Consider the following 17,785-nt stretch of genomic DNA (forward strand, 5'->3'; position numbering starts at 1 on the left):
GGCGGGCGTTCCCGCGCGTTGCACCTGCAGCGCACTAAAAACCACCCTCTCGCCGGTATCTATGTTGTTTGAGGGATGGTGTGGTGCCAGGCCCGGCATTCCCGCTCCATGCCTCGTCATTTCCGTCACCCCACAGAACCCTGCAGGCCGGGTTCTGCCCTCCTCCATTCGGTGTATTTGCAGCCAAGCACAGACGGATTTGGGCCATGGTAGGCGGGAAGCTTGAAAAATGCCAACACAGAATTGACGGTGTGGCGCCAGGGGGGGCACACAGCCGCAGTCGCCACGAAAAAGCCCCTGATCTCGGGACGGGATCAGGGGCCGCAAATCCATGTGGATCGATCCGGCAACGCAGAGGCTGAGTCGACCTCTGCCGCAGGTCACATGTGGTCGATCATGACCTGGCCGAACCCCGAGCAGCTCACCTGCGTGGCGCCGTCCATCAAGCGGGCAAAGTCATAAGTGACCTTCTTCGACGCGATGGATTTTTCGAGCGAACGGATGATCAGGTCTGCCGCCGCTGTCCAGCCCATGTGGCGCAGCATCATCTCGGCCGACAGGATCTCGGAGCCGGGGTTCACGTAGTCCTTGCCGGCGTACTTGGGCGCCGTGCCGTGCGTGGCTTCAAAGCAGGCCACCGAGTCGGACATGTTGGCGCCGGGGGCAATGCCGATGCCACCCACCTGAGCGGCCAGCGCGTCCGAGATGTAGTCGCCGTTGAGGTTGAGCGTGGCCACGACCGAATACTCGGCGGGGCGCAGCAAAATCTGCTGCAGGAAGGCATCGGCGATGCTGTCCTTGATGGTGATGTCCTTGCCCGTCTTGGGACTCTTGAATTTGCACCAAGGGCCGCCGTCAATCAGTTGGGCGCCAAACTCCTTTTGTGCCAGTGCGTACGCCCAGTCGCGAAAGCCGCCTTCGGTGTACTTCATGATGTTGCCCTTGTGCACGATGGTCACGCTGGGCTTTTCATTATCGATGGCGTACTGGATGGCCTTGCGGACCAGGCGCTCCGTACCCTCACGCGATACGGGCTTGACACCGATGCCCGAGGTGTTGGGGAAGCGGATCTTCTTGACACCCATCTCGTCCTGCAAAAATTGGATGAGCTTCTTGGCCTTGTCGGATTCGGCTTCGAATTCGATGCCCGCATAGATGTCTTCCGAGTTCTCACGGAAGATCACCATGTTGGTTTTTTCAGGCTCTTTCAGCGGCGAGGGCACGCCCTTGAAGTACTGAACAGGGCGCAGGCACACATACAGGTCCAGCTCCTGGCGCAGCGCCACGTTCAGCGAGCGGATGCCGCCGCCCACGGGCGTGGTCAGCGGGCCCTTGATCGACACGACATATTCGCGCAGCACCTGCAGGGTTTCCTCGGGCAGCCACACGTCGGGGCCATACACCTTGGTGGATTTTTCGCCCGCATAGACCTCCATCCAGTGGATCTTTTTTTGGCCGCCATAGGCCTTGGCCACGGCGGCATCCACGACCTTGATCATCACCGGGGTGATGTCCCGGCCCGTGCCATCACCCTCGATGAACGGAATGATGGGCTCATCCGGCACATTCAGGGACATGTCGGCATTGACGGTGATTTTCTGGCCTTCAGCCGGAACCTTGATGTGCGTGGAGGTGGTCATGGAAAGCGGGGGCTCCTGTGCGTGCCGAAATGGCTCCGGCGGATAGCGCGAAACAGTGCGAAAACACTGTGGTTTCAAACCATTCTAATGACAAAAAATATTGCCCGGAACCCTGTCAACGCTGCTAGCGCTGCTATCGTTGTGGGTGGAGCCGTTCGAGTTACCGCACGGCCCTCAACCCCTCGCTCACACTGGAAACGGCATATATGAAAAAACTCCTCGCTGTCCTCGTGGCCGGTCTGTTCGCTGCTGGTGCTTTTGCACAGGCCCCTGCTGCAGCTCCTGCTCCTGCCCCCGCCGCTGCTCCTGCTGCCATGGCTGCTGACGCTCCCGCACCGGTAGCCAAGGCGCCCAAGGCTGCCAAGACCACCAAAGCAGCCCACAAGAAGGCCAAGCACAAGAAGGTCGCCAAGAAAAAGACCGCTCACAAAGCTGTCTGAAGCTGAGCAACGGGGCTTTTTAGGTCTCGTCTGATTCAAAATCGCCCGCTTCTGCGGGCGTTTTTATTGGGCGTGCCCGAACTTTCCCGTAGCCCCGCAGTCACTCATCCACTTTGCCTGCCGTTGATCGAAAAGCCCCCTCCATGAACGCCTCTCCCCTTGTCTTCTTGAGTCCAGCCCTCGCCCGGAAAAACCCATACCGGGGCCTGTTTGCAGCGGGAATGGCCTTGGTCGCCGCACTCGCACTGCCAGCCTCTGTGGCTGTGGCACAAGAAGGGCCACAGATGGGCCTGCAGCGGGTGGAGCTGTCGGCGGGCATGCATCGCATCGACGCCCAGGTGGCCATGGCCCCCGAGGAACGCCAGATCGGCTTGATGTTTCGCAAAGACATGCCCCAGCACGAAGGCATGCTCTTTGTGTTTGAGCAGCCCGCACAGCAGTGTTTCTGGATGAAAAACACCTTGTTGCCGCTTACGGCGGCATTTGTGGCCGATGACGGCGCCATCGTCAATCTGGCGGACATGAAACCCCAGACGCTGGACTCGCACTGCTCCAGCAAGCCGGTGCGCTACGTGCTGGAGATGAACCAGGGCTGGTTTGCCAAAAAGGGCATCAAGGCAGGCACCAAGCTTGCGGGCACGCCCTTTAGCCACAAGTGACTATCGACATGAAAGCCGCCCATAGTTTGGGTTTGAAGCACTATATTTTTGGTAGCTTCTCGCGCTTACTGTGCTTGCGCTAGAGGCCTAAAAGGCTAGATATTTTTTGATGGATTCTAGCGACGCTGCGGCACGCTGATCGTGGGTTGAAATCACGCATAAAAAAACGGCCCGAAGGCCGTTTTTTTATGGGCTGGCGGCAGGGCACATTTACCCTGCTGCCGACTGCCGACTGCCGACTGCCGACTGCCGACTGCCGACTGCCGACTGCCGAACGGCAGAACCCACATGCATCCAGGTGGTCTGAATGCCTTTCGGGTCTCAGGCGAAGTTGGCTTCCGCAAACTTCCAGTTCACCAGCTTGTCGAGGAAGGTCTCGACAAACTTGGGGCGCATGTTGCGGTAGTCGATGTAATAAGCGTGTTCCCACACATCGACCGTCAGCAGCGCCTTGTCAGCGGTGGTCAGTGGCGTGCCAGCGGCGCCCGTGTTGACGATGTCCACGCTGCCGTCGGCCTTCTTCACCAGCCAGGTCCAGCCCGAGCCGAAGTTGCCCACGGCGGACTTCACAAAAGCTTCCTTGAAGGCTGCATAGCTGCCCCACTTGGCATTGATGGCAGCGGCCAACGCGCCCGAAGGTTCACCGCCGCCTTGGGGAGCCATGCAGCTCCAGAAGAACGTGTGGTTCCAGATCTGCGCGGCGTTGTTGTAGATGCCGCCGCTGCCCTTCTTGACGATCTCTTCGAGCGTCATGGCTTCGAATTCGGTGCCCTTTTGCAGGTTGTTCAGGTTCACCACATACGCGTTGTGGTGCTTGCCGTGGTGGTACTCCAGCGTTTCCTGGCTGTAATGGGGCGCCAGGGCGTCGATGGCATATGGCAGCGGGGGAAGGGTGTGTTCCATGGTGGTGTTTCCTTGTGGTTTGAAATTCTGGAATGACCGTCGGTCTCAGCGCGAAAAAGGCATTGTAGGAAGAACGGATGACCTGTGCAGCCTCTGCCATCCCGTGCGGATGGACAAAAGCCCACGAAACCGCTCCTGTCCTACAGGAGCCGGGGTTGTGACACGGTGACATCGACGGCTCCGTCGGCCAGCGTGGCGCGCAGCGCCGTGCCGGGCGGCGCCTGCCGGACGCTGGTCACGGCGTGGCCGTCAGCGCCAGTCAACAAGGCATAACCCCGCTGCAGCACCAGCCGTGGGTCCAGCAGTTCAAGGCGCATGGCGGCGCGTTCGATGCGGTCAGCCTGTTGGGTAAGGCTGCGCTGCATTTTTTCAGGCAATTGGGCTTGCAGCGCTTGCTGGCCCTGCGCAAGGCGCTGCAGTTTCAATAGCATCCCATGGCGCATGCGCTGCGCCAGGCGCGCCTGGCGCAGGTGTTGTCGCGCCACCAGGCCCGACGGGCGGCCCAGCCTGGCCGCAGCCTGGTCGAGCCGTTGGTAGCGTGTATCGAGCTGGCGCTGCACACCGTCGCTGATACGGTTCCCGAGCAGGCCCAGCGCCCCCAGCCAGACATCGCGCGGCTGCGCCACCAGCTCGGCCGCTGCCGTGGGTGTGGGTGCGCGCAGGTCTGCGCAGAAGTCGGCGATGGTGAAGTCGGTCTCGTGCCCTACCCCGCTGATCAGCGGCACCGGGCTTTGCACGATGGTGCGTGCCAGTTGTTCGTCGTTGAAGGCCCACAGGTCTTCCATGGAACCGCCGCCGCGCACCAGCAAAATCACATCGACGGCAGGGGTTAGAGTCAAATCAGCCCCTGGCGCTTGTTCTGCCTGCGCCAATAGATACAGTTTTGATAGCGCTGCGATGATGGATGTCGGGGCCGATACACCCTGCACCAGGGCCGGCACCAGCACCACGGGGATGTGGGGCACTCGGCGGCGCAGCGCCGTGATGACATCGTGCAGCGCCGCAGCGCCGAGCGAGGTAACCAGGCCGATACCGCGCGGCTGCAGGGGCAACGGGCGCTTGCGGGCGGGGTCAAAAAGGCCTTCGGCGTCCAGTTGCGCCTTCAGCCGCAGGAACTGCTCGAAAAGAGCGCCCTGCCCCGCGCGCTGCATGCTTTCGACAATGAACTGCAGATCGCCGCGCGCCTCATACACACCCAGGCGCCCCCGCACTTCCACCAATTCGCCATCGCGCGGCGAAAAGTCAAGCAGGGTGGCCGCGCGACGGAACATGGCGCAACGCAACTGGCCGTTGGCGTCCTTGATCGAAAAGTAGCAATGCCCACTGGATGCGCGCGAGAAGCCTGTGATCTCGCCGCGCACCGCCACAGGGTTGAACCGCGCCTCCAGCGCATCAGCAATGGCGCGGCATAGCGCGCCAACCTCCCATACACGCGGCGCCACGGCGAGGCCTGAGCGCTCAAACATGAGCAACGGCGGGCGTTTGCGCCGCGTTCACCAGGCGAGTACTCCACAGAAGCCGAGCAGCCGTGGCAGAACGGAAGGCCCCAGCAGGAATCGCCCGCATAGCACCAGTGCACGTGCAAGTGATTGATTTATAAGGATATTTCACTGTTCAAAAATTCATCAATCTGTTGTAAGCACGGCGTGGCGCCACTTTGCGAGACGCTGAGGCAGGGTTGCCCACAAAGTTATCCACAGTTTTTGTGGGTGACCGGGTGGGTTGATCCCCCGGTGGATTGTGTAATGGTTTGTGACGAAGAAGCCGTTCCAAGCTGGGCCATAATCGGCGGTTGCTTCATCTGCGCGGAGAGAGATTTGCTGTCCATCATACAAGCCGCAGGCTGGCCCATCTGGCCCCTGGTTGCGTGTTCCATTCTGGGACTGGCACTCATTTTTGAGCGCTTTTTGGCCCTGAAAACGGCCCGCGTTGCCCCCCCAAAACTGCTCGATGAAGCCATCACGGTGTCATCCAAGGCGTTGCCCACGCCCGACGTGGTGAACCAGCTTGCGCAAAGTTCAGCCCTGGGCGAGGTGTTGGCCAGTGGCCTGCGCACCTTGAACAGCAACCCCCAATGCAGCGAAAGCGATTTGCGCGCTGCCATGGAGGGCTCGGGTCGCGCGGTGGCCCATCGGCTTGAGAAGTATTTGCCCGCGCTGGCAACCATTGCCTCTGCCGCGCCCCTGCTCGGGCTGCTGGGCACGGTGATCGGGATGATCGAGATCTTTGGCTCGCAGGCAGGCTCGGGTGGCGTGGGCCAAGGCCTAGGCGGCGGCAATCCGGCCCAGTTGGCCCACGGTATTTCTGTGGCCCTGTACAACACCGCGTTTGGCTTGATTGTGGCCATCCCGTCGTTGATCTTTTGGCGCTACTTTCGTGCCCGCGTGGACGCGTATCTGCTCACGCTGGAGCTTGCCTCCGAGCAGTTCGTGCGCCACATTCTTCGCCTGCGCAAAGCCAAATGAACTTCCGCCCCCGCGCCAAAGATGAGCCGGAGATCAACCTGATCCCCTTCATCGACGTGCTGCTGGTGATTCTCATCTTTCTGATGCTGACCACCACGTACAGCAAGTTCACCGAGTTGCAACTCACGCTGCCTGTGGCCGATGCCGAGCAGCAGCGCGACCACCCCAAAGAAGTGATCGTCTCCGTGGCGGCCGATGGCCGGTATGCGGTCAATAAAACAGGGGTGGAAGGCAAAACCGTGGATGCGGTGGCGCAGGTGCTGCGGGCGCAAGCCACGGCTGGACGCGACAGTGTGGTCATCATCAGTGCCGACGCCATGTCGCCACACCAATCGGTGGTCACGGTGATGGAGGCCGCGCGCCGCGTGGGCCTGACGCAGATCACGTTCGCCACGCAGTCGTCCGCCTCCGCGCGCGCAGGCAACCACTGAGGCACATGGCTGCCGCTGGGCCGCAGCCGCCCTCCTCGACGCCCCCCCGCACGTCACCCGTTCTGCACCACGGTGCGTCAGAAGAACGCGGACTGCAAAAAATCTGGCAGTCGCGCAGCGTGGCCGCATGGGGCTTGTGGCCCGTGTCGCAGCTGTATCGCGCGTTGATAGCCCTGCGCCGCCTGCTCTATCGCACCGGGGTTTTCACATCTGAGCACCCCGGCCGCCCCGTGGTGGTGGTGGGCAACGTCATCGCCGGTGGCGCCGGCAAAACCCCCGTGGTCATCGCGCTGGTCAAGCACCTGCAGGCGCAGGGCCTGCATCCGGGCGTGATCTCGCGCGGATATGGCCGCCGCAGCCGCGATTGCCGGGCGGTGACGCCTGACAGCCTGCCCTCCGATGTGGGGGATGAGCCCGCGTTGATCGCACGCAGCCTGGCTGCCGGCCCTGCCGTACCCCTCTTCGTGGCGCCGCGCCGCATCACGGCCGCCCGTGCGCTGCTTGCGGCCCACCCCCACACCGACGTGATCGTGTGTGATGACGGCCTGCAGCATCTCGCGCTGCAGCGGGACATCGAGGTCTGCGTCTTCAATGACCAGGGCGTAGGCAATGGCTTTTTGCTGCCTGCGGGCCCGCTGCGCGAGGCGTGGCCCCGCCCGATGGATTTACTGCTGTATGCGGGCAGCGTGCCGCCATTGGCGTCCCCACCGCCGCCGGCCTTTGCCCTGCGGCGCAACCTGGCCGCCTATGCACTCAGGTCCGACGGAACACAGGTCCCATTGGCCAGTTTGCAGGGTCAAGCCCTGCACGCCGTCGCAGCCGTCGCGCGGCCTGGCGATTTTTTTGCCATGCTGCGTGCCCGTGGGCTCACACTGGCGCGCACCGATGCGTTGCCTGATCACTATGATTTTGATAGCTGGAAAGGTAATTCCAACAAGCGCAATCAGGTCATTTGCACCGAAAAAGATGCGGTCAAGCTGTGGACCGTATCACCGGATGCTTTGGCTGTTCCCCTGGTGCTGGACATCGATCCAGGCTTTTTTGAGGCGCTGGATGCGCGTTTGCGTGGGCATGTTCCGCCGATGTCGCCGCTATCATCCCCAGCTTGATTGATCCCCTGCGGAAAGCCACTGTCCCATGGACCCCAAACTGCTTGAACTGCTGGTCTGCCCCGTGACCAAAGGCCCTTTGACCTACCACCGTGAAGCGCAAGAGCTTGTCTCGCGCAGTGCGCGGCTGGCCTATCCGGTGCGCGATGGCATTCCGGTGCTGCTTGAAACGGAAGCACGCGTGCTGACCGATGAGGAACTGGCGCAATGAGCGCCACGGGCGCCACGGCGGCTGCCAGCCCGTTCACGGTGCTGATTCCGGCGCGCATGGCGTCAAGCCGGTTGCCAGACAAACCTTTGGCCGACATCGCCGGCCGCCCCATGGTGGTGCGGGTGGCCCAGCGTGCCATGCAAAGCCATGCGACGCGTGTGGTGGTCGCGGCTGACGATGCGCGCATCCTCAGGGCCTGCGAAGCCCACGGCGTGCAGGCCATTCTGACGCGCACCGACCATGCCAGCGGCAGCGATCGTTTGGCCGAAGCGTGTGTTGCGCTGGGGCTCGATGGCGACGACATTGTTGTCAATGTTCAGGGAGACGAACCCCTGATGGACCCGGTCCTCATCGACGCCGTGGCCGCCTTGCTGCCCGCCCGGCCTGACGCGAGCATGGGCACGGCGGCCCACGCGATTGATTCGCTGGCCGACTACACCAACCCCAACGTGGTGAAGGTGGTGCTGGACGCGCGCGGCCTGGCGCACTATTTCAGTCGGGCGCCGATTCCCTTCGCTCGCGACCATGCCGGCACCGCCTGGTGGCAAGGCGCCGCACAAGCGGCGTCGCCCCTGATGGGGGCGCTGGCCGGATTCGCGCCCCTTCGCCATGTGGGCATCTATAGCTACCGCGCCGGTTTTTTGCGCGCGTTCCCCGCCCTGGCGCCAGCGCCCACCGAAGCGGTCGAGGCGCTTGAACAACTGCGAGCCCTGTGGCACGGGCACCGCATTGCCGTGCACCTGGCAGCGGCTGCACCCGGCCCGGGCGTGGATACCCCGCAAGATCTGGAACGGGTGCGTGCGCTTTTTGGCGAATCAAGCTGATCGATTCATTCGTTGATCCAGTCATGAGGGTAGCGAGATAGACGGATTGCTACGCGCGCAGGCGACCAATGCCTTTTGCCGGGCATTCTGGTGACAGGCTGCCCGGCAAAAGGCATTGAACCCCTGCGGTAGAAACCGAGGCGTTTTCATGCGCCGAAATGCGGATGCCGTGTAAGTCAGCACAAGGTTGTCACATGCTATCCTTGTTCGCAAAGAGAGCGCTACACCCCGGGTGCGCACGAGGGCTTTTGACGCCCCTTGCAAGCCCATGCCAGCGGCGCCAAAAGATTTCTAACCTTCGAGGAGTTCCATGAGACTGATCCTGCTGGGCGCGCCAGGCGCCGGAAAGGGCACGCAAGCCACGTTCATCTGCCAGAAATACGGTATCCCGCAAATCTCCACTGGCGACATGTTGCGCGCTGCCGTCAAGGCTGGCACGCCCCTGGGCCTGCAGGCCAAAGCCGTGATGGATTCAGGGGCCCTGGTCAGTGACGACATCATCATTGGACTGGTCAAGGAGCGTATTACCGAGCCCGACTGCGCCAATGGTTTTTTGTTCGACGGTTTTCCCCGCACCATTCCTCAGGCCGACGCCATGAAGGCAGCGGGCGTCAAGCTGGACTATGTGCTTGAAATCGACGTACCGTTTGACGCCATCATCGAGCGCATGAGCGGCCGCCGCTCGCACGCCGCCAGCGGCCGCACCTATCACGTCAAGTTCAACCCGCCCAAGGTCGCCGGCAAAGACGATGTGACGGGTGAAGAGCTGATCCAGCGCGACGACGACAAGGAAGAAACCGTCAAGAAACGTCTGCAGGTTTATAGCGACCAAACGCGTCCTTTGGTGGATTACTACAGCAGCTGGGCCCAAAGCGAACCGACGATGGCCCCCAAGTACCGCGCCATCAGTGGCACAGGCAGTGTGGATGAAATCACCGCGCGCGCGTTGCAGGCGCTGGCCAGCTGATGCACTGACGGTCGGCCCTGGATCGGCACCATTACGCAAATACCAAAGCGACACCCCTATGGGGTGTCGCTTTTTTTTTGGCTTGGTGGCACCTGTGGTGCTTTTTGCCTCAGAGCAGATCCAATACCAGGGAAATACGCGCCTTCACAGGCGATAAACCACGGGCGTCCGGCAATTGATCGCCAGGCTTGGGAATCACCTGTCCTTCGGGGCAGCGTGTGGAGCGCACGACGCGCACCCCGGCAGCCTGTGCCCGCAGCAATGCCGCTTCGAGCACCTGGTGAATGGTCCCATTGCCCGTGCAGGCCACCACAATGCCCCGGACCCCCTCGCGGACCAGCGCATCCACCAGCGTACCCGAGGCACCTGCGTGGCTCATGACGATTTCAACAAGAGGCCAATTGGGTGCCTTAGCTATATTTTCAATAGCATTTAGCGCTTTCTGTGCAAGCGCTGTAGGCCAGTTTTGTACTAATCGCACCTGGCCCTCCTCCACCCAGCCCACAGGGCCAGCATCGCCCGAACTGAACGCCTGCACGCGGTAGGGGTGCACTTTCTGAACGTGCAGGGCGTCATGGATCTCACCCGCTGCAACCACAAGCACACCCGTGGCGCCAGGCATTTGAGCCACGGCCAGGGCATCCAGCAGATTTTGTGGGCCGTCGGGCGCCAATGCCGTTGCGGGGCGCATCGCACAGGTCAGCACCACCGGTTTGCAGGTGTCCACTACCTGTTGCAGAAACCATGCGGTTTCTTCCAAGGTATCGGTGCCATGGGTAATGACAAGGCCACGCACCTCAGGGTCTGCCAAATGGTGGATGCAACGCAGGGCAAGCGCCCTCCACACATCCACGTCCATGTCTTTGCTGTCGATTTGCGCCACTTGCTCGGTCACGAGCGTACCGTGGACAAACGCCTGAAAGCCGGGTACCGCGCCCAGTAGTTGCTCCACGCCTACCTGCGCAGCGATGTAGCCGATGTTGTCGCCAGCGGTTGCAGAGGTTCCTGCAATCGTGCCGCCTGTCCCCAAAACCACAATTTTTTGCCCGCTCACTTGCACACTCCGAAAAACTGGTGAAAAATACAGCTACTGGATTAAAAAACAGTTGTTCGTCACTGTACCCGCCTCCACCGGAAAGCACCATGCTCGACAACCCCAAACTCACCGCTCGCCAGCAGCAGATCCTGGACCTAATCCAGACCGCCATTGCACGCACCGGTGCTCCGCCCACCCGCGCAGAAATCGCGAACGAACTGGGCTTCAAGTCGGCCAATGCCGCAGAAGAGCATCTGCAAGCCCTGGCACGCAAGGGCGTGATTGAGCTGGTCAGCGGAACCTCCCGTGGGATTCGTCTGCGCAGTGACACTGTGCGCTCAATCAATGCCGCGCGTGGCAACCAGTTCAGTCTGCCGATTCCAGGCCTGTCGCAACTGGTGTTGCCCCTGATAGGCCGTGTGGCAGCGGGATCGCCCATTCTCGCGCAGGAACACGTGGACAAAACCTACAGCGTTGAGAACAGTCTCTTTCAGCACAAGCCCGATTACCTGCTCAAAGTGCGCGGCATGTCCATGCGCGACGTTGGCATCATGGACGGAGACCTGCTCGCCGTGCAATCCACGCGAGAAGCTCGCAATGGCCAGATCATCGTGGCCCGCCTCGGCGACGAGGTGACGGTAAAGCGCCTGCGCCGTACCGCCACCGCCATCGAGTTGCTGCCTGAAAACCCCGATTACCCAGTGATTGTGGTTGAACCGGGTGAGCCCTTTGAAATCGAAGGCCTCGCTGTGGGACTTATCCGCAACACCATGCTGATGTAAGCGCCTGGAGCCTTTTGGGCCACACCGCGGGTGGCGGGCGTTTGGTGTACCAGCCATGGTGCACCAGCCCTGCGGTGACGGCCTCTTTATCCGTCAATCTTGCCTCTCTGTGAAACAAAACAGCGCCACACAAGCTGTGTTGGCGTTGGGCTCGACCGTGTCGGCGCCTGCTTCACACGCGAGGCATCGACGGGGAATCACACGCAATCCTGCCTATGTTCGACCCCCGACCTTCGGAGTTTTCACATGGGATTTGCCTTGACCACTCTTTCTGCATTTTTTGCCCTTCGAGGCCCGTGGCGACGTATCAAGCGGCTGCTCGCGCATTTCCCACGAATACCAGTATCTGAAGGCACACATTGCGGGCCTGATACAACCGATCAACACCACCGTGTGCACAGCAACTCAGCCACGGCAGATGGCAGCATCAGCGCAAGCGGCACCTTGTCTGCCAACCACAGCCCCGCCGAGCTGCCCGCCCCACGACCCTTGCGCGGCAACTGGCCGTTCACTGTCCGTCCCCCGTCCCGCCAGCCGGACCTGCCCACCCAACCCTCACCCATAGCGCGGCGGTCTTTTTTGCCAAAATTAGCTGCAAGCAGCCGTCGCAATACCTTTCTTGCATCGCTAGCCGCAGAGGCTTCCGCCAATGCGCCTGCAAGGGCTGTTAAACGCGTTTCGGATGTGCGCAGCGGGCGGTTGGTCATCGCGGGACGAATGGCCGATGTCTGTGCCGAACTGGACCGCCTGGCAGCTTCGGAGGCGTTGCAGGCATGACCGTGCCCGATTGAAGTCTGGGCAATGGCGCCAAGCACTGTGAAAAACACACCAAGGAACGACCCAACGCCGGCTTGCGACCCGGTCGGCACCGTATTTGTGCACAGGTGCGTCGGCTCAATGTAGCGCTCAATGGCGCCTCACGAGGCTCGCATCGGCGGTTTCGCCCGCCCATGCAAACACTCGGTCACCAAAAGCAGGTCGTTTTGATACGCCACGCGCGTCACCCATGGGTGGATGCATGTTCTACCAAGGCACAATATCAGAATGAATATTGTGATCCTCGACGATTATCAGGACGCAGTGCGCAAACTGCATTGCGCCTCTCGTCTCGACCCTTACACCGCCAAGGTGTACACCAATACTGTCAAGGGCCTGGGTCAGCTCTCTATTCGGCTCAAAGATGCAGACGTGATCGTGCTCATCAGGGAACGCACGCAAATCACCCGGCAACTGGTTGAAAAGCTCCCCAGGCTCAAGCTCATTGCGCAGACGGGCAAGGTCGGCAGCCACGTGGACGTGACTGCCTGCACCGAGCGTGGCATTGCGGTTGCCGAGGGCGTGGGCTCCCCCGTCGCACCGGCGGAATTGACATGGGCCCTGGTCATGGCCGCTGCGCGCAGGCTGCCGCAATACATCTCCAACCTCAAACATGGTGCGTGGCAACAGTCGGGGCTCAAAACCGCATCCATGCCTACCAACTTCGGCCTTGGCACTGTGTTGCGGGGCAAAACCATGGGTATCTGGGGCTATGGCCGCACCGGCCAACTCGTGGCAGGTTATGCGCGTGCGTTTGGCATGAACGTGCGGATATGGGGGCGAGAGGCCTCACGCGTGCAGGCGCTCACCGATGGCTATCAGGTGGCCACTACGCGCGAAGAATTCTTCTCGCAATGCGATGTCATTTCGCTTCATCTTCGGCTCAATGATGAAACGCGGGGGGTGATCTCGCTTGAAGACCTTTCGTGCATGAAGCCCACCTCACTGTTCGTCAATACATCGCGCGCCGAAATCATCGAACCGGATGCCCTCATTGCGGCCTTGAACCGGGGCCGTCCGGGCTTGGCTGCCGTGGACGTGTTCGAGAGCGAACCCATTTTGCAAGGCCACGCATTGCTCAGGCTCGAAAACTGTATTTGCACGCCCCACATCGGCTACGTTGAGCAAGACAGCTACGAGCTTTATTTTGGTGCGGCGTTTGAAAACGTGGTGAACTTCATCAAGGGCACTCCCACGAACATCGTCAACCCTGGGGCGCTTCAAGTGCGCCGCTAGCTAGTCAACGACAACGAACCATTCAGTTCCTGGCGCTCGTTGAGCTCAGCGCGCCGTGTTTCATTGACGCCCATGAAAAAAGGCTTCCAACCGGAAGCCTTTTTGACATCCGCAACGCACCAGGGTGCCTTGCGGGAAGGTGCCGCTCAATTACAGAGGGGTCTTCTTGCCGTCTTTGTAGTTGTACAGCGTGATGGCTGGGTTCTTCATTTCGCCGTTGGGTTCAAAAGCGATCGTGGAGGTCACGCCCTTGAAGTTCGCCTTGGCCAGTTCGTTCACGTAAACCTTGGGATCCACGGAGTTGGCGCGCTTCATGGCGTCTACCAGCAGGTACGTGGCGTCGTAGGTGTATGGGCTGTAAACCTGGAACTGATTGGGGTACTTGGCATCGTACTTGGCCTTCCAGGCCGTACCACCAGGCATCTTGGCGAGCGATGAACCACCTTCAGCGCAGATGACGTTCTCCAGGGTCTTGGCGCCACCAGCCAGTTTGGCGATTTCTGACGTGCAAACGCCATCACCACCAAAGTACTTCACCTTGCCCATGCCCAACTGCTCCATCTGACGCAGCATCGGGCCTGCTTGAGGGTCCATGCCGCCGAAGAACACGGCATCGGGGTTCTTGGACTTGATGGCAGTCAGGATGGCCATGAAGTCCGTGGCCTTGTCCGTGGTGAACTGCTCGTCCACCACCTTCATGCCCTTTTCAGCGGCAACCTTCTTGAACACGTTGGCGACGCCCTGGCCGTAAGCGGTACGGTCATCGATGATCGCAACGGTCTTGAGCTTGAGGGTGTCCGCCGCGTAGAAAGCCAGACCAGCGCCCAGGGCGTTGTCGTTGGCGATGATACGGAAGGTCGTCTTGTAACCGGGCTTGGTCAGGTTAGGGTTGGTCGCTGCACCCGTCACCATGGGGATGCCACAGTCGTTGTAAACCTTGGATGCTGGGATGGTGGTGCCGGAGTTCAGGTGGCCAACAACGCCTGCAACCTTGGAGTCACACAGTTTTTGTGCAGCAGCCGTGCCCTGCTTTGGATCGGCAGCGTCATCTTCAGCCACCAGTTCAAACTTGGTCTTCTTGCCACCAATGGTGATGCCTTGCGCGTTCAGCTCTTCAATGGCCATACGGGCGCCATTTTCGTTGTCCTTGCCGTAGTGAGCTTGAGCGCCGGAAACCGGAGCTACGTGGCCGATCTTGACCACCTGCTCTTGTGCAGAGGCCACACCAGCAGCAGCCGCGATAGCAGCAACCACGGTCAGTTTCAACTTCAATTGCATATAAATCTCCAGTAAAGATAAACGCTGAGAATTAGTTTCGTGTCCCAACGCAGGCGAACATATCGCAATTTACGGGCCAGATCATTAGGGAACACGATTACGTGCGAGCCAAGCCACAGGGGAATACCCTGTCATCGCCGGGGCGACGAGGCCGAACCGCTTGCCAATTCGTCTGCAACGGCCTCATAAACGGCATGGCGAACCACCGATTCGATCTCTTCGCGCAATCTCGGCAGCACGGATCTTGTCTGCTCTTGCACCACCGTGGCAATCGCATCACGCAAACGTTGATCCAGCACAACGTCCACACGCTGCATCACCCGATGCACCATGTATTCCTCCATGCCATCGGGTAACCGCTGAGTGCCAAGCGTCGTGCTTGCCGGTGCATTGCTGTGAACCGCCAAGCCAGGTGCGGCCGTGGACACATGACGAGCCACCCCAGCAACTGGCACCGAGGTGGTGACCGACGACAATGCCTGACCACCTTGCAATGAGGCAGAACCAGGGGATGCCATCGGCAGTGGGGCCTTTGCGGGCGGCAGCGCCGACGGGGGGGCTGATCGTGCGGCGATGCCTTGTGGCTGCAATAACGGCGATGGAGAGGATGGGGCTGGCGGGTGACTTGGCATAGCCACGGGCACAACAGGGGTGCGCTGCAATGGTGCACTGGTCGTCGTATTGGCCCCGGGAGTCGACGACACGCCCGGCACCTGCACCACTTCAGTGAGTGTCGGCACAAAGCGCGGAGGTGTTCTGGGTGGGAGTGCCATTAACCTGCTTTCAACACCAGATCGTGACGAACGATGGAGTAACCACGCGAGGCATAGTGGCGCCACCGCACGCGCGCTTGTGCACGATCCGCTTCATCCTGGGCACTCACGACTTCCACCAGCCGGTCAAACCGCGCGAATCCCTCAGGGACCTCGCTGTAAAGATTCAGCAAAACTTCGTGGTGTGGGGCTGACGCCACATCCACCGCCAATAACACAGGCGACGCATGCACCAGTTCTTCGTCGGCATCGCTGCGGCAATGGGCTAGAAAATCCTGGGGTGCCAGTGTCCAGAGCATGCGGTCCAGTACTTGCAATGTGTCTGCAGGTGCTGCAATCACCAGGCGTGCCCCACTGCGGTGAACCTTGCGCGCAAAACGGCAGGCATAGGCGAGCTTGTCGGGCGCGTTGAAGTGAAAGGCAACCTCTGTCATGGCTCGCTCAGGAGGAAATTTTTGCCCGCTGCGCGCGCTTGGCTGCGGGTTTTGCGACCCTTGCGACCTTGGTGGCGCTGGTGGTCGCCGGTGGCGCAGGCATTGCCGCGTGTACTGCGGCCTGGCCCAAAAGATAGTGCACGAGCAGACCCACTGGCCGCCCCGTCGAACCTTTGGCTGCGCCGCCTCGCCATGCGGTGCCAGCGATGTCCAGGTGCGCCCAGGGCGTATCACCCACAAATTTTTGCAGGAACTTGGCCGCCGTGATGGCCCCCCCCGCGCGGCCAGCCACGTTGCCCATGTCCGCAAAATTACTCTTGAGGCCATCTGCGTAGTCGTCGTCCAGCGGCATGCGCCAGCAGGGGTCCTGCGCGGCGTCGCCGGCGTCTTGCAACGCAGAGGCCAGGCCATCGTTATTGGCAAACAGCCCGCTGCGCACCCCCCCCAAGGCGATGACACAAGCGCCCGTCAACGTGGCGATATCCACCACCGCCGCCGGCTTGAAGCGCGCCGCATACGTCAGGGAATCACACAGTACCAGCCTGCCTTCGGCATCGGTATTCAAAATTTCGATGGTCTGCCCGCTCATGCTGGTGACCACGTCACCTGGCTTCACTGCACGTCCATCGGGCATGTTTTCGCAGGCGGGGATCAACCCCACCACGTTGATAGCAGGCTGCAGCTCGGCCAACGCGCGGAAAGTGCCGAGCACACTGGCGGCCCCGCACATGTCGAACTTCATTTCATCCATCTCAGCCGAGGGCTTGATGGAAATGCCACCCGTGTCAAAGGTGATTCCCTTGCCCACCAGAACCACCGGCGCCTTGTTTTTGGCGCCGCCGCTATAACGCAGCTCGATGAAGCGCAAAGGTTCTTCTGAACCCCGGGCCACGGCCATGAAGGCGCCCATGCCAAGCCGGGCAACGTCGGCACTGCCGTAGACCTTGCATTGAATGCGCGGCCATTTGGCCAGTGCTTTGGCCGCATCTGCCAAAAGGTTGGGGGTTGCGTGATTGGCCGGGCGGTTGCCCCACTCACGAGCAAACTCAATGCCCGCAATCAGTGCAACGCCGTTGTCGAAAGCCTCACGGGCCTCGGCGATATGGGGCACCCCCACGACACAACGGCCCAGGGCGCGCGCTTCAGCCTTTGGTTTGGTGGTGGTGTAGACGTAGCTGGCCTCGGCAACCGCTTGCACCACAGCACTGACCGCACCCGGCGCGACAGCTCCTGCAAAACACAGCACCAACCGCTTGGTTTGAGGGGCCTTGAACGCGCCGCTGGCTGCCAACACCGCCTGGCGCAATGCGCGCGCAGAGCCATCCCCCACACCCACCAGCAGTACGCGGCGTGCGGCCACCGCCGGCACCTGGTACAGCGGCAACTGCTTGCCTGCCTTCAATGTCAGATCCCCACTTTTGAGCGCTTGCGCGATGATCAAGGACAGGCCATCGGGGCCCGGCTTGAAGCCCTCAGGGATCAGCACAAGCAGCAGGTCACATTTTTCCGAGGCAGCCGTTGCCAGGTCAAGGGTCTTGAGATCAAAGTTCATAATCGGTGTTTTCCTTAGCGCGTGTCATGCACTTTTACGTACCCGTATTAACGATTGGTGCCACTTATCACGACGTGCAGTGCGCCACCAGTACCAAGGCTTGGGCCAGTGCAGCGACCCGAGTGACAACCTCCAGGCTCGGCCTTCGGGGCAGCCAGGAAACAGGCCCGGCCACTACGTTGCAGAACACATGTGGCAATCACGCTGCGCTCCGCCCTGCGTTTTATTC

18 protein-coding genes are annotated in these 17,785 nt (G+C 61.1%); 10 read left to right on the top strand and 8 right to left on the bottom strand.

Features of this window, described 5'->3' with window-relative positions:
- Positions 1–380: 380 nt before the first annotated feature.
- Positions 381–1,640, bottom strand: a complete 1,260-nt coding sequence (gene icd, locus KI609_RS12100; protein WP_226443559.1) for an NADP-dependent isocitrate dehydrogenase — start codon at positions 1,638–1,640, stop codon at positions 381–383.
- Between the two features lie 206 nt (positions 1,641–1,846).
- Here icd and KI609_RS12105 point away from each other — a divergent pair, with 206 nt between their 5' ends.
- Entirely contained in the window at positions 1,847–2,080 is a 234-nt protein-coding gene (locus KI609_RS12105) for a hypothetical protein (protein ID WP_226443560.1), read from the top strand.
- 221 nt (positions 2,081–2,301) lie between these two features.
- Positions 2,302–2,739, top strand: a complete 438-nt coding sequence (locus KI609_RS12110) for a DUF192 domain-containing protein (RefSeq protein WP_226450373.1) — start codon at positions 2,302–2,304, stop codon at positions 2,737–2,739.
- A gap of 321 nt (positions 2,740–3,060) precedes the next feature.
- On the opposite strand, the gene KI609_RS12115 is transcribed toward KI609_RS12110, so the two are convergent.
- The gene (locus tag KI609_RS12115) at positions 3,061–3,642 is read right to left on the bottom strand and encodes a superoxide dismutase (RefSeq protein ID WP_226443561.1); all 582 of its coding nucleotides are present in this window, start codon (positions 3,640–3,642) and stop codon (positions 3,061–3,063) included.
- A gap of 140 nt (positions 3,643–3,782) precedes the next feature.
- Positions 3,783–5,108, bottom strand: coding sequence for an exodeoxyribonuclease VII large subunit (xseA, locus tag KI609_RS12120; RefSeq protein ID WP_226443562.1), 1,326 nt, complete (start codon positions 5,106–5,108; stop codon positions 3,783–3,785).
- Between the two features lie 351 nt (positions 5,109–5,459).
- Between xseA and KI609_RS12125 the strand changes: the two genes are divergently transcribed.
- From KI609_RS12125 to adk, 6 genes are all read left to right on the top strand, one after another.
- Positions 5,460–6,107 (top strand): MotA/TolQ/ExbB proton channel family protein, encoded by a 648-nt coding sequence (locus KI609_RS12125; RefSeq protein ID WP_226443563.1) that lies wholly within the window; start codon positions 5,460–5,462, stop codon positions 6,105–6,107.
- The gene (locus KI609_RS12130) at positions 6,104–6,538 is read left to right on the top strand and encodes an ExbD/TolR family protein (protein ID WP_226443564.1); all 435 of its coding nucleotides are present in this window, start codon (positions 6,104–6,106) and stop codon (positions 6,536–6,538) included. Before KI609_RS12125 ends, KI609_RS12130 begins: the two co-directional genes overlap by 4 nt.
- Before the next feature lie 5 nt (positions 6,539–6,543).
- The gene (lpxK, locus tag KI609_RS12135) at positions 6,544–7,647 is read left to right on the top strand and encodes a tetraacyldisaccharide 4'-kinase (protein WP_226443565.1); all 1,104 of its coding nucleotides are present in this window, start codon (positions 6,544–6,546) and stop codon (positions 7,645–7,647) included.
- 28 nt (positions 7,648–7,675) lie between these two features.
- Positions 7,676–7,858, top strand: a complete 183-nt coding sequence (locus KI609_RS12140) for a Trm112 family protein (RefSeq protein ID WP_226443566.1) — start codon at positions 7,676–7,678, stop codon at positions 7,856–7,858.
- On the top strand, positions 7,855–8,682 hold the full coding sequence (gene kdsB / locus KI609_RS12145) for a 3-deoxy-manno-octulosonate cytidylyltransferase (RefSeq protein WP_226443568.1): 828 nt from the start codon (positions 7,855–7,857) through the stop codon (positions 8,680–8,682). The genes KI609_RS12140 and kdsB overlap by 4 nt, the downstream gene beginning before the upstream one ends.
- Positions 8,683–8,992: 310 nt before the next feature.
- Positions 8,993–9,649, top strand: a complete 657-nt coding sequence (gene adk, locus KI609_RS12150) for an adenylate kinase (RefSeq protein WP_226443570.1) — start codon at positions 8,993–8,995, stop codon at positions 9,647–9,649.
- Positions 9,650–9,758: 109 nt separating this feature from the next.
- Here the strand turns inward: adk and KI609_RS12155 are convergent, their stop codons facing one another.
- Positions 9,759–10,709 carry an asparaginase gene (locus KI609_RS12155; RefSeq protein ID WP_226443572.1) on the bottom strand — a complete coding sequence of 317 codons (951 nt, stop codon included), beginning with the start codon at positions 10,707–10,709 and terminating at the stop codon, positions 9,759–9,761.
- A gap of 83 nt (positions 10,710–10,792) precedes the next feature.
- Here KI609_RS12155 and lexA point away from each other — a divergent pair, with 83 nt between their 5' ends.
- Positions 10,793–11,467, top strand: a complete 675-nt coding sequence (gene lexA / locus KI609_RS12160; RefSeq protein ID WP_226443574.1) for a transcriptional repressor LexA — start codon at positions 10,793–10,795, stop codon at positions 11,465–11,467.
- A gap of 1,044 nt (positions 11,468–12,511) precedes the next feature.
- Positions 12,512–13,519, top strand: a complete 1,008-nt coding sequence (locus KI609_RS12165) for a D-2-hydroxyacid dehydrogenase family protein (RefSeq protein WP_226443576.1) — start codon at positions 12,512–12,514, stop codon at positions 13,517–13,519.
- A 150-nt stretch (positions 13,520–13,669) separates the two neighbouring features.
- On the opposite strand, the gene KI609_RS12170 is transcribed toward KI609_RS12165, so the two are convergent.
- From KI609_RS12170 to KI609_RS12185, 4 genes are all read right to left on the bottom strand, one after another.
- Entirely contained in the window at positions 13,670–14,797 is a 1,128-nt protein-coding gene (locus tag KI609_RS12170) for a branched-chain amino acid ABC transporter substrate-binding protein (protein WP_226443578.1), read from the bottom strand.
- A 131-nt stretch (positions 14,798–14,928) separates the two neighbouring features.
- Complete coding sequence (locus KI609_RS23045; RefSeq protein ID WP_413463317.1) at positions 14,929–15,570, bottom strand: hypothetical protein; 642 nt, start codon at positions 15,568–15,570, stop codon at positions 14,929–14,931.
- Entirely contained in the window at positions 15,570–16,004 is a 435-nt protein-coding gene (locus KI609_RS12180) for a DNA polymerase III subunit chi (protein ID WP_226443582.1), read from the bottom strand. The genes KI609_RS23045 and KI609_RS12180 overlap by 1 nt, the downstream gene beginning before the upstream one ends.
- Before the next feature lie 7 nt (positions 16,005–16,011).
- A complete protein-coding gene (locus KI609_RS12185) occupies positions 16,012–17,556 on the bottom strand; it encodes a leucyl aminopeptidase (RefSeq protein ID WP_226443584.1) in 1,545 nt (514 codons plus the stop codon).
- Positions 17,557–17,785 lie beyond the last annotated feature (229 nt).

The sequence above is a fragment of the Acidovorax radicis genome (assembly GCF_020510705.1).
Classification (GTDB): domain Bacteria; phylum Pseudomonadota; class Gammaproteobacteria; order Burkholderiales; family Burkholderiaceae_C; genus Acidovorax; species Acidovorax radicis_A.